The 13,866-nt window shown below is 36.1% G+C and carries 8 protein-coding genes; 1 reads left to right on the forward strand and 7 read right to left on the reverse strand.

Annotation, left to right across the window (positions count from 1 at the left end; all coding sequences use genetic code 11):
• Nucleotides 1-244: 244 nt before the first annotated feature.
• The 5 genes from ACTQZM_RS00500 to metG form a co-directional block, all read right to left on the reverse strand.
• Entirely contained in the window at nt 245-1,204 is a 960-nt protein-coding gene (locus ACTQZM_RS00500; RefSeq protein WP_441652551.1) for a sugar ABC transporter substrate-binding protein, read from the reverse strand.
• Between the two features lie 15 nt (nt 1,205-1,219).
• Nucleotides 1,220-3,205, reverse strand: a complete 1,986-nt coding sequence (locus tag ACTQZM_RS00505) for a methyl-accepting chemotaxis protein (protein ID WP_441652552.1) — start codon at nt 3,203-3,205, stop codon at nt 1,220-1,222.
• Nucleotides 3,206-3,722: 517 nt separating this feature from the next.
• On the reverse strand, nt 3,723-4,151 hold the full coding sequence (locus ACTQZM_RS00510) for a hypothetical protein (RefSeq protein WP_113783724.1): 429 nt from the start codon (nt 4,149-4,151) through the stop codon (nt 3,723-3,725).
• 102 nt (nt 4,152-4,253) lie between these two features.
• Complete coding sequence (locus tag ACTQZM_RS00515) at nt 4,254-6,962, reverse strand: cation-translocating P-type ATPase (RefSeq protein WP_441652553.1); 2,709 nt, start codon at nt 6,960-6,962, stop codon at nt 4,254-4,256.
• Between the two features lie 410 nt (nt 6,963-7,372).
• Nucleotides 7,373-9,382 carry a methionine--tRNA ligase gene (gene metG, locus ACTQZM_RS00520; RefSeq protein ID WP_047242746.1) on the reverse strand — a complete coding sequence of 670 codons (2,010 nt, stop codon included), beginning with the start codon at nt 9,380-9,382 and terminating at the stop codon, nt 7,373-7,375.
• A 989-nt stretch (nt 9,383-10,371) separates the two neighbouring features.
• Here metG and ACTQZM_RS00525 point away from each other — a divergent pair.
• Nucleotides 10,372-11,199, forward strand: coding sequence for an NUDIX domain-containing protein (locus tag ACTQZM_RS00525; protein WP_441652554.1), 828 nt, complete (start codon nt 10,372-10,374; stop codon nt 11,197-11,199).
• Between the two features lie 101 nt (nt 11,200-11,300).
• Here ACTQZM_RS00525 and ACTQZM_RS00530 read toward each other — a convergent pair whose 3' ends face one another.
• Together ACTQZM_RS00530 and ACTQZM_RS00535 are read right to left on the reverse strand one after the other, a co-directional pair.
• Nucleotides 11,301-12,242 carry an RNA-guided endonuclease TnpB family protein gene (locus tag ACTQZM_RS00530; RefSeq protein ID WP_441652555.1) on the reverse strand — a complete coding sequence of 314 codons (942 nt, stop codon included), beginning with the start codon at nt 12,240-12,242 and terminating at the stop codon, nt 11,301-11,303.
• 676 nt (nt 12,243-12,918) lie between these two features.
• Nucleotides 12,919-13,857 carry an ABC transporter ATP-binding protein gene (locus ACTQZM_RS00535; RefSeq protein WP_113842432.1) on the reverse strand — a complete coding sequence of 313 codons (939 nt, stop codon included), beginning with the start codon at nt 13,855-13,857 and terminating at the stop codon, nt 12,919-12,921.
• Nucleotides 13,858-13,866: the final 9 nt, after the last annotated feature.

The following is a 13,866-nucleotide window of genomic DNA, read 5'->3' on the forward strand; positions in this document are numbered from 1 at the left end:
GATGAATGGTTTAATTGAATCGAAATAACAAAAAGAGCAGAGATAGCAAACAGCTGTCTATCTCTGCCCATTCCTTTTGTAAAACTCATCAGTCCAATTTGACAAAGAGCCAAAATAACTTTCTCTCCCATCGACTTAATTGCCAACAACACTAGTTGACAAAGAGCCCGAATGTTCAATAAAATCATTAATGAACATTCGGATTGTATTTCTATTATTTAATCTTTATATTTTTGACAATTCGTTATTGTGCATTTGATTTATCAATTTTTGATAAAGGAACCCATATAGCTGTTTCTTGCTTGTTTGCATACTTAATATCTTTTAACCTTTTCTTATTAACAAGTTGATTAGCAGCCTTAATCATATATTCCCCTTGTTGACTACCTGATTGTAAGACACTAAATTGCATACGGTCTTCTTTGATTGCGGATTGAGCTTCTGTAGTTGCGTCAATCCCAACAATCAATGGTTTTAGTCCATTTTGTTCAAATACTTCCAATGCCCCTAATGCCATCACATCGTTATTACATGCGACTACATCCACCGGTTGCTTAGTACGTAAGAATACTTCTACCATCTTTTTAGCAGTATCAGCATCCCAATTTGCAGTATCATTGAAAACAAAATTTATTTTTTTATCAGATTTTTTTAACGTTTCTTCTAGAGCGAGAGTTCTTTCTTGTGCTGCTGAATTACCATTCTCTCCTCGTAATATCATCACATTAATTTCATCACGACTACCTAACTTCTCTAAAATGTACTCTGCTTGATATTTTCCTGCAGCCAATTCACTTGAACCAACATAAATAAATCGATTTGGCATCATTAAAACATTACTTGGTCTAGCATTGAAAAATACAATTGGAATCTCTTTAGCAACAGCTTCCATCTCTTGCGCTGTATCAGCATCTACAGGTCTGCATAGAATAGCATCATATTTTTCCTTAACACCTTGTTTTAGCTGTGCCAATTGTACTTCACTAGAGCCATCAGCACTTTTAATTGTTAATTCTGCTCCCTGATTTTGTGCTTGCGTTTTCGCAGCATCCATAATTTGCTTAATGAAACCATCTGTATCATTTTGCACAAGCATTAAATATTTTTGACCACTTGCACTTTTACTATCATTACTTGATCCACAACCTGTTAAGATGAACAAAAAGCAACAAGCTAATAATATTATTTGAACATATTTCTTCACCAAAATCACTCCAATCTATACTTTAAAACGTTTCACTTGATTAGCTAATTGTTGTGAAGAATCAGCTAGTTTATGAGCTTCTGTAGCCACATTTTTACTATGATTAGAAATGTGTTTTGCCTGAGTTAATGTAGTCTCGGAAGTAGCATGAATTTCATCTGAGCTAGCAGCCTGTTCTTCTGAGATAGCTGCAGCGTTGGTCGCTACTTGATCGACTAAATCAATTTTATCAACTACATCTTGAATTAATTGGTTGGTTTGTTGAATATTTTGGAAAATCGAATCGAAACTATCCACTGCAGTACGTATTAATTGAGAGCTATTTAATATATCATCTGAACTGTGATTTGCCTGCGTCACTGCTTCTTCAACTAAAGTATTAACTTCCGAAATTAAATTTGTAATCTGAGAAACTGAATCTGCACTATTTTTTGCTAACTTATTAATTTCGGTAGCTACTACAGCAAAACCTTTTCCTGCTTCACCAGCTCTAGCCGCTTCTAGAGAGGCATTAATAGACAATAAGTTTGTTTGATGGGCAATTTCACCAATAATTTGAATAATTTGAACAATTTGACTTGATGCAGTACCCACGCGACCAATCGAGCTCTCTAAATCATTAATACTTTGTTGGATATTTTGCATAGCATTTACTACTTGTTGCATTTCTGAACGACCTTTTTCAGAAATTTCAACTGTTTCGTTCATTTTTTCTTCCACTAAATTACTATTTTGTTTTGTATCATTAGCAATTTGTGCAAGTTGCATCGCATTTTCTGCAATATCATTAACAGAAAGGGAAAGTTGATCTACTGTGTTATTCAACTCATCCATTGAAACAGATTGACTTTCTGATGCATCGTACATATCTCTAGAAATCATTTCACTAGTTTTTGCTTGTTCTTGCAATCCACTTGAAATATGAGTGATAGATTGAATCATATTACGCATATATTGAATAAAACCTTCAATACTATGTCCCATCTCAGCGATTTCATCATCACCATTATTATTCACTGAAACAGTAAAATCACCATCTGCCATCGTCTTAATTACAGACGTCATATCTTTCACTGGTTTTACCACTCGATTTGTCATACGTTCAATCAATATTCCTAATGCTAAAACTGAAAATACACTAATAATAACCATAATTAAACGTAATTTTGATAAACCACTTAAAATTACTTTTTCAGGAATATAGCTAACTAACACCCAATTTGTACCATTAACTTTTCGGCTAACAGCTAGATTACCATCAATTTTAAGACTAACTTCAGCATTTTTCTTTAATTCTTTAGACATAGCTTGATAAAATTTTGGCTGATTTGATTGTCCAAGAACTTGAGATACAAATGATTTTTCACGGTCAGCCACTATTTTTTGTGTTTCTTGATCGTATAAAAAGGCACTTGCACCTTTCATACTAATAAAAGAATTTACAATAGTAGATACGCGATCTAAAGTTAAATTACCAGCAATAACCTTTAGCGGGTCACCCGGAGTATTAATAATTCCAGAAGCGCTAATCATTTCCTCATTTCCTTGTTTATGTGGTGTACCAAATGCCATATTTACATGTGTCATACCTTCTTTAAACCAAATTTCAGAAGTCGGATTACTCACTTCAATATCAGATTGACTCGCTTTATAAAAATGTCCTTGATTATCAGCAATAAATAAACCATCTGGAAAATCAGAATCAAATTTATAGTATCCATCTAAGATTCCTGGTAGTTGTTCTAGTGACGGATTCGTTGTTTCAATAGTCTTTTTTGCAGTTTGAAAAGCAGACAAGTTTTCATTAAGCCAAGACTCAATTCTAGTTGCTTGACTTTTAACCGATGACTCTAGTAAATCGTTAGCATCCCTTTGCAACATTTTACTAGAAATAGAATAGGAAAGTCCAACTAATATTAATAATAAAATAGTGACAACGGGTATAATAGTTAACGTTAATTTTACTTTTATTGAACGTTTTTTCTTTCGATTTGTCTTCATTTTCTACATTCCTCCAATTATGCAGCATACAACAATGTTTCCCTTTATGCATCCCCTTACAATGTAACTTAAAGTAGTAACCACACACAATTACATCGGTCATTTGACAAGATTATTAAAGTCAAAATACCGCCAAAAATTTATTTTTTACCCATTTCTTGTTAAAAGGAGTAATTGCTTTATTATTATTTGGAAACAGTAGTACATAATGTATGAAGAATTTACTAAAAAATTATCTAATAAAGATTAAAATGATTATTTGATTATGTATAATGTAGCCTAGTATAAATCAAAAACAAATATTCACATTGATTGGCTACATTTCAAATAAAAAAAAACCACTAGGTTGGTTAGGCCTAGCGGAAAAAGGAGTAATTACTCAACTAAGGAGTAAAATGAAAAATAAAAAGGTTATTGTTGGTTATGTGATTATTATATACTAGGTAAAACAATTTATCCTAAAAACTGACTAATATTTAGATTAGATTTTTCTCCTTTTTTGTAAGTGCTTTTATCATTAACGTTTCATCAAAAGCATCGTCATCCGTTGAATCGCAAAAGCAATGGTGTCTGTTGCTTCATCTTGGTGTTGCTCAGCTTGATTAAAGGCGTCCACATCTACCTCACCTTCAAGGCTGGCAATCATATCTAGGCAACCTTGCACATATTTTTGGTAAGCAGCTACTAATTTTTTATGCAAACCAATCACTCTAGCCGGTGCTTTGAGTCCTTGTAATTTGGCTAAGTATTCTTTATATGTTTGCGTTCCTTCATTAAAAGTAGCTAAAATCTCAGCCAATTGCTCAGAAGATAAGGAGGCCAGTTGATTGTCTTCTATTGCTTTTTTCACTTCTTCAAATTTGGGATTCATCTTTTCCCCAACGGCTTCTGTATCTTGAATAATTTGATTAATCATTTGAATATAATATCCTAAATCGACACGCATAGATAAATTCTCTCCTTTTCGTAATGAGTTTATTTTAGCATATTTTTCAGATAAAAAAAACGCCACTAGCTAGATATCCTAACTAGTAGCGAAAAGGTTTGATTATTCTTTACCCATTGCACGTTGAATGGCTTTGATAATTTCAACAACTGGGATAATCGCAAATGAAGTACCTAGAACAATTCCCCATTGATATAAATCAAGGTGAGAAACTCTAAAGATATCATTTAATCCTGGTACAACAATAATGACCATCATTAAAGCAAATGATAATAGTATCGCCCAGTTAAAGACGCGGTTTTTAAAGGCACCCACTTTAAATAGAGATTGATGGACTGATTTCACGTTAAATGCGTGGAATAGTTGCATTAATCCTAATGTTGCAAAGGCCATGGTTAACGCATCGGCATGTTGTAATTGACTTAAAGCCGCCGCAGACATACCTGGTGTATTAGCTGCGGTGTGATCTGGCCATTGAATTGCTGCCCAGTATACGAATAATACAGAAGCCGCTTCTAAAATACCTTGGTAAATGATACTACTCAATACCCCACCAGAGAAGAAGTTTGAATTCTTACCACGTGGTTTGTGTTGCATCAATCCTTTTTCAGCTGGTTCCATACCTAAAGCAATGGCAGGGAAAGTATCAGTTACTAAGTTAATCCATAATAGATGAATTGGTAATAACGTATCCCATCCCCAAAGTGTCGCTAAGAATAAGGTTAAAACTTCCCCTAAGTTCGCAGCCAATAGATATTGAATGGCTTTTTGAATATTAGAGAATACTTTACGTCCTTCTTCAACAGCCACAACAATTGTCGCAAAGTTATCATCAGCAAGGACCATATCAGAAGCCCCTTTAGAAACTTCCGTACCAGTAATCCCCATACCAACACCGATATCTGCTTGTTTCAAGGCAGGCGCATCGTTTACCCCATCACCTGTCATCGCAACGACTTTACCTGCTTTTTGCCATGCTTTCACGATACGTACTTTATGTTCAGGAGATACACGGGCATAAACAGAATATTGGGTCACTTTTTGAGCAAATTCATCATCAGACATTTGGTTTAATTCAGCCCCAGTTAATACAGCAGCATCATCTTTTTCTTTAATAATCCCAAGACGTGCGGCAATTGCTTCAGCTGTATCACGGTGGTCACCAGTAATCATAATTGGACGAATACCTGCTTCTTTGGCCACTTTAACAGCATGAGCAGCTTCAGCACGTTCTGGGTCAATCATACCTACTAAACCAGCGAATACTAAGTCATTTTCAAGTGTTTCGCTGACTAATTCTGGCATTTCATCTACAATCTTATAAGCCATTGCCAAGACACGTAAAGCTTGTTGAGCCATGTCTTTATTATTGGCTAAAATATTGTCTTTATCTGCTTGTTGTAATGGACGTACTTGACCATCCATTAAAATTTGTGTTGTACGAGTTAATAAGACATCCGGCGCACCTTTGACAGCAACTAAATATTTGCCATCTGCTAATTGGTGAACCGTAGACATCAATTTACGATCAGAGTCAAATGGTAGGTCAGCCACACGAGGTTCAGCCACTAATGCAGCCTTCACATCAAAGCCTTGATCTAAACCAAATTGAATTAAGGCAGTTTCTGTTGGATCCCCGATTAAAGTGCCTTCTTGAGAAAATTTAGTGTCATTGGCAAAGTTCATTACTTTAATCGCCATATGATCATTGGCAAATTCATCATGAACTGCAAATTGTTGGTTATCCACATATAATTTTTCAACCGTCATTTGGTTAAGGGTTAGTGTACCTGTTTTATCAGAAGCGATAATATCAGTAGCCCCTAATGTTTCTACGGCAGGTAATTTACGAATCATAGAGTTACGTTTGGCCATGACTTGTGTACCAAGCGCTAGGATAATCGTAACAATGGCAGGTAAACCTTCAGGAATCGCTGCAACGGCAAGTGAGATAGAAGTTAATAACATATCTGCCCATGAAGTATTGTTGAAGAAAATACCAACAAAGAACATAATTACCGCAATCACGACAATCGCAGCTGTTAAGAATTTACCTAATTCGTTTAAGTTACGTTTTAATGGTGTTTCTGTTTCATCGGCTTGAGCTAACATTCCGGCAATCTTACCAACTTCGGTATCCATACCAGTGTTAACAACAATCCCTTTACCACGACCATAAGTGACATTACTATTTGAGTAAGCCATATTCACACGGTCACCAATACCCACTTCAGAATCTTCTAAAACGATTAATTCTTTTCCAACTGGCACTGATTCACCGGTTAAAGCTGCTTCTTCAATCTTTAATGAACTTACTTCAACCAAGCGCATATCAGCAGGAACAATATCCCCTGCTTCTAGCAATACTAAATCACCTGGTACTAATTCATCACTTTTGACCGTCATCGGATGACCATCACGGACGATATTCGCATTCGGTGTAGACATTTGTTTTAAAGCTTCAATAGCTTGTTCGGCTTTAGCTTCTTGCACCACACCCATGATGGCATTAATGATAACCACCGCTAAGATAATTAATGAGTCCACTACTTCATGTGAAACAACGGCAGAAATAATCGCAGCTACCAATAATACAGCAATCATCAAGTCTTTAAATTGCTCGATGAATTTTTGTAGCATACTTTTTTTCTTGCCTTCTTCTAGTTCATTAGGACCAAATTTTGCTAAACGCGCCTTTGCCTCACTAGAAGTTAAGCCATCAAGAGTTGTATCTAACGCTTGTGTGACCTCATCGACACTTTTTGCATAAAAAGCTTCATGCAATTGTGCTTGTTTTTGTTGTTCTGACATATGTTCCTCCTTCAAAATTCTCGCTAACCAATTACTTGAACTGGTTGCTAAATTCCACAAATCTATTTCTTGCTAAAAAAAATAGACCTGTGTATGCAAAAAAATACATACATAAGTCTCACTAATTAAGGCAACACCAGAAATTTCTTTCTTGCTGGTGATGTTGCCACAGTATTCCTACTGCCAGTTACTCCCTCATGAATTATTACATTGTCATTATACTAAACAATTCCAAACCTGACAACAACCAACACTCACAGAAAACGTTAACAAATGAAACAAAAAAAATAAGGTTGTGAGAAGGATTGGTCAGCTGCGAGCGGATAAGATTATCTTAAATGAGTTATCAATGCAAAAAAACTAGCCACTCAAAACGAATGACTAGTTCAAAAATATCAATTGATAGAGGGTTAAGCGATAATCGAACCATTTGGCATGTTTTCTGGAGCTTCTACAATTTGTAAACGTCCTTGACTATCTTCAGCAGATAAAATCATCCCTTGGCTGATTTCACCACGCATTTTACGTGGTTTAAGATTTGCGACTATCACAACTTTTTTACCGATTAAAGCAGCTGGATCTGGGTAGAACGCTGCGATACCTGAAAGAATTTGACGGTCTTGCTTATCCCCTGCATCTAAGCGGAATTGCAATAACTTGTCGGCATCTTTCACACGTTGGCAATCGATAACTTCAGCGACTTTTAATTCTACTTTATCGAAATCATCATATTTAATTTGCTTTTCTTTCACACTTACTAATTCTGTTTCTTCAGGGTTCCAATTGACTTTTTCTTCAACACTTGGCACACCTTGAGCCATCTTTTCTTGAATATAAGCAACTTCTTGTTCTACATCAAGACGTGGGAAGATTGGCACACCTTTTTCGACCACTTTTGTATCTTTAGGGAACTCACCAAAACGTAAATCAGTCAATTCTTTACTTGCATTACTAATACCAAGTTGTTCAAAGATTTGATTTGGTACATTGGTCATCACTGGTTGTAAAAGAATGGCGACAATACGTAATACTTCGGCTAAGTGAATCATAACAGAATCTAATTCAGCTTTACGTTCAGGATCTTTTGCTAAAATCCAAGGCTGTGTTTCATCGATATATTTATTTGCACGAGAAATCAAATTCCACACTTCGCCTAAAGCAAGGTTAAATTCCATATTGTCCATCGCTTCATGATATTTACTGATGACATTAGCCGCAGTTGTAGAAAGATCCGCATCAAAGTCAGTAACACGAGATTTATACTCTGGAACAAAACCGCCACAATATTTGTTAATCATCGCAACTGTGCGGTTTAATAAGTTACCTAGGTCATTGGCTAAATCATAGTTCACACGCGAAACGAAATCTTCTGGAGTAAAGACGCCATCAGATCCAAATGGTACCGCACGTAATAAGTAGTAACGTAAAGCATCTAAACCATAACGTTCCACTAACATTTCGGGATAAACGACATTTCCTTTAGATTTACTCATCTTGCCGTCTTTCATTAATAACCAACCATGACCAAAAACTTTCTTAGGTAATGGTAAATCAAGCGCCATTAACATGATTGGCCAATAAATGGTATGGAAACGGACAATTTCTTTACCAACCATATGAACATCAGCTGGCCAGAATTTTTCAAATAAACTTTCATCATCGCTACCATAACCAAGTGCTGTGATATAGTTTGATAACGCGTCAATCCACACATAAACCACGTGTTCAGGATTCGCATCAATTGGAATTCCCCATTTGAAAGTCGTACGAGATACCGCTAAATCTTCCAGTCCTGGTTTGATAAAGTTATTGATCATTTCATTTTTACGAGACTCTGGTTGAATAAACTCTGGATGTTCTTCATAATACGCTAATAAACGATCAGCGTAGTTACTCATTCTAAAGAAATAAGACTCTTCTTTCACTAATTCAACTTCATGACCACTTGGCGCTTTACCACCAATCATGTTGCCTTCTTCATCACGATAGACTTCAGCTAATTGTGTTTCTGTAAAGAATTCTTCATCAGATACAGAATACCAGCCTTCATATTCACCTAAGTAAATATCTCCTTGATCAAGTAAACGTTGGAAAATCTTACGGACTGCTTTTTCATGATAGTCATCAGTGGTACGAATAAATTTATCGTAGCTAATATCTAAGGTTTTCCATAATTTTTTAATATCCGCAGCCATTTTATCCACATATGCTTGTGGTTCTAATCCTAATTCAGCTGCTTTCTTTTCAATTTTTTGACCATGTTCATCCACACCAGTAAGATAAAACACATCAAAATCCATTAATCGTTTATAACGGGCCAATGCATCACAAGCAATGGTCGTATAAGAATTGCCAATATGTAACTTGCCACTTGGATAGTAAATCGGAGTGGTAATATAATAAGTTGGTTTTTCAGACATCTTTCAATTTTTCCTCCAATCAATAAACGACTTATACCAAATTATTGTAGCATTAGATGAAACGATTATCAATTGAAAAATAAGGTTGTGAGAAGGGTTGATCAGCTACAAGCAAAAGGTTATCAATCAACTTGGTCAAATACGAGAAAATTCATGTGTTACCTACTGCTAAGAAAATCGGATGAAAGGAGATTTTCTTAAGCAGGAGGGTGAATTTTCCGAGTATTTAGTTGATTGATACCGAGAAAGCTAAGGTTGTCCGGAATGACAGGAAAATCCGCTAGTTTTAAAGATTTTCCTAGGCAGGCCGGCTTAGATGCGATGTAGCTACCCTTCGAACACCGTCAAATAAGGTTGTGAGGCAGCTTGCACAGACATGAAGAAATTCGTATGTTTACCTACCACTGCAAAAATCGGATGAAAGGAGATTTTTGCAAGTGGTAGGGCGAATTTCACAATGTCTAGCTTCCGAACACCGTGGATAAGGTTGTAAATCGACTTGGGCAGCTACGAGCGGATAAGTTTGTCCAACACGTCGGGAAAGTCCGAAAAGTAAAGACTTTCCCAGACGGGGTGTCTTATACGCCGAAGTAGCTAGTCGATTTACACCGTCTAACAAGGTTGTGAGAAGGGGCATTCAATAAAATAAAGGTACAAATTACTTAAAATATGATATAATGAAAGTTACCAAGAAAATTGTGAGGATTATTTATGAAATCAGCTTCGAAAGCGGCTTTTTTAGTATCTTGTGTGCTAACTTTTTTGCATATTTTGTTCTTTATCAATCGTTATTATATACAAGCCTACTTTACAATGCATCAAGGTGTAGAGACCTTTTTACACTTGCAGCTATTATTTAAAATTATTTGTTTAGTAGGGATACTTATCCTAGGAGTCACTCAGGTTCGCAAAAAGCCCAATCTTTGGTTCCCATATACGGGATTATTTTTAATAAATCTCATACTATCTTAAAGAGGTGTTGATCGAATATGGAATTTTCATCAAAAGCTGAAGAAAAAAAATATTACGAACAAATCGCAGCGGAAGAAGAATTCTTAAAATGGTACCATGAACAAGAACATCCTACCTACGAAGCCCCTTCTTTAACCGTAGATATGGTATTGCTTTGTTATAATCGTCAAGAAGAACAACTGAAATTGCTATTGATTCAGCGTAAAAGTCACCCATTCCGTCATTCTTGGGCCTTACCTGGAGGATTCGTCTCAAAAGGTGAGTCCACTGATGATAGCGTCATTCGCGAAACATTAGAAGAAACTAGTGTACATATTAATCAAAATCAGATTGAACAACTCTACACTTTCTCTACACCGAATCGTGACCCTCGTGGTTGGGTGGTGACTGTTAGCTATTTAGCCTTTATCGGTGAAGAACCCGTAGATGCCGGCGATGATGCAAGCCAAGTACGTTGGTTTAATTTAAATCGCAAACAAAATACCATCGTCCTAGAAAACCAAGAAACACAAATTATTCTCGATTTAGAAACCGGTGAATCGCTTGGAAAAGACACCTTAGCTTTTGACCATAGCCAAATTATTCTTAAAGCTTTTCATCATGTATTAGAAACAATGATGCATGACCCACGCGTACTATTAGTATTAGGACCTGGCTTTACAATTACCGATGCTAGAAAAGTCTTTGCTAAATTTTTAGGTATCGATTTTAAAAATATTGATCATTCCAATCTTAAAAAAGCATTAAATGATCATTTAGAAGCTATCGGTGAACGTGCAAGTGGTGTTGGACGACCATCAAAAATCTACCAGTTAAAGACCGATAAAAAAATCAGCCCGAAATAGGCTGATTTTTTTGTGGTTTTTCATAATTAGTGGGCACATTTCCTAGAAACAAATGAATTATTACCTAGGCGAACCCTGGCACCCCTACCAGTTAGTTTTGTTTAAATATTTTGACAATTTATGATTTGAATCTCTTTACCATACCATTGTGCTTTGTATTTTAATAAACGAGTTAATTGATGCCATTCATTACTGGTGAATAAAGCATCTTTCGCACAAGACCTATCTTCTGGTTCGACAATTTCGATTACATCATATTCCTTAATATAAAAGATGGATAAATGATTTAAATAATCTTTTATCTGATTATTAAGGTGTGTCAATAATTTATCATATTGCTTTTTTTGCTTTTGGTAATTCTTACAGTCGGCTAATACCCGATTTTGCTTGCGGGCAACTCGAGCCTTTACCTTTAATTTTCGTTGTAAAAACGCTAGACGTCCTTTCGTTTGCTGAATGGGTTCAATCACTTCAGCACGATACTTCGCTTGTTTGACTAATTGATGTTCATCGAAAGAAAGTCTGATTTTCTTACCTGTTTTCTCAAATTTATCAATGGCTTCTACGCATAAAATCGAAGCATAAAACTCTTCATTATTTTTTGCTGAGATGGTCACCGACTTGATTTTACCAGTAATTTTCCGATGTTCGCATATTTGAATTTTTTCTTTTAACTTTGGCAATTTCAGATAACCATCCTCTATACGAACTGTACCATTTTGATTATTGGTCGTGTAAGATTGCCAGGCAGAACTCTTATTTTTGAGCTTAGGATAGCCACTACGCTGTTGATAGTAATTTTGAAAAGCCCTATCTAAATTTCTCTTCGCATTTGCAAGGGCTAGACTATCCGTCTTTTTTAAAAAGGGATAATCACGCTTAAGACTTGCTGGCGTGATTACCTCTTCACTTGTGCGCTCAGCTGTATCTAACTTCAAAAAATAATTGTAGATAAAGCGAACACAACCAAACGTTTCAATGAAGAAACTTTTTTGTGCTTCATTGGGATAAATTCTAAATCGATAACCCTTTAAATTTTTCATCGAATCAACCTTATTATTCAGTGTTCGGCAGCTAGACATTGTGAAATTCGCCCTCCCGCTTGCGAAAATCTCCTTTCATCCGATTTTCTCAGCGAGAGGTAATCACACGAATTTCTTCATGTCTTAGCGAGCTGCCTCACATCCTTTTCTTTTCAGTGTTCGAAGGGTAGCTACATCGCATCTAAGCCGGTCTGACTTGGAAAATCTTTAAACACAATGGATTTTCCTGTCATTCCGGACAAACTTAGCTTTCTCGGTATCAATCAACTAAATACTCGGAAAATTCACCCTCCTGCTTAAGAAAATCTCCTTTCATCCGATTTTCTTAGCAGTAGGTAATACATGAATTTTCTCGTATTTGACCAAGTTGATTGATAACCTTTTGCTTGTAGCTGATCAACCCTTCTTACATCCTTTTCTAATCAGTGTAAATCGACTAGCTACTTCGGCGTATAAGCCACCCCGTCTGAGAAAGTCTTTACTTTTCGGACTTTCTCGACGTGTTGGACAGACCTTATCCTTCTCGGTATCAATCAACTAAATACTCGGAAAATTCACCCTTCTGCTTAAGAAAATCTCCTTTCATCCGATTTTCTTAGCAGTAGGTAACACATGAATTTTCTCGTATTTGACCAAGTTGATTGATAACCTTTTGCTCGTAGCTGATCGAGTCGATTTACATCCTTTTCTTTTCTGCTAGTTTTTCGGCGAAGTGTTTGGCTTCTTCATCGCTAGCATAGACAAAATGGCCTTCTGCGATTTCTTGCATTTTGCGTGGTATTCCATCTTCTTTAGGTGCTGTGTATTTGATACGTTTGCGGGTACGTTCATAGTCTGGATCAGGTAATGGAATTGCTGATAATAGACTTTCTGTATATGGATGTACCCCATAATGATAAATCTCATCACTTGTACCCATTTCAAGCAATTTTCCATGATGCATTACGCCGATACGGTCACTGATATGTTTTACCATTGACAAGTCATGGGCAATAAATAAATAAGTAAGATTTTTTTCTTTTTGTAAATCTTGTAATAAGTTTACGACCTGTGCTTGAATCGATACGTCTAACGCAGAAATCGGTTCATCACAGATAATGAATTTCGGATTAACCGCTAAAGCACGCGCAATCCCAATTCTTTGTCGTTGTCCACCAGAAAATTCATGTGGATAGCGCGTACCATGGTTTGGATTTAAGCCCACTGTTTTTAGTAAGTCATCCACCATTTTATTGCGTTCTGCTTCATTTTTTGCTAAATGGTTGATATCAATTCCTTCAGCGATAATATCACGAACCTTCATCCGCGGATTTAATGATGCATATGGATCTTGATAAATCATTTGCACTTCACGACGAAATTCTTTTAATTCATCGCGTTTTTTCAACTTCATAACATCTTTTCCATCAAAAGTGATTTCTCCGCCACTTGGGTGATTTAAACGGATAATCGTGCGGCCAGTAGTCGATTTTCCACTTCCTGACTCACCTACCAAGCCAAAAGTCTCACCTTCATAAATATGGAAAGTAATGTCATCCACCGCTTTGACTTCATCTTTACGGCCAACGTTAAAATATTGTTTTAAATTTTTAACATCTAATAAAACTTTTTTCACGTTACGACT

This window comes from Enterococcus cecorum, from assembly GCF_052119425.1.
Classification (GTDB): Bacteria; Bacillota; Bacilli; order Lactobacillales; family Enterococcaceae; genus Enterococcus_E; species Enterococcus_E cecorum_C.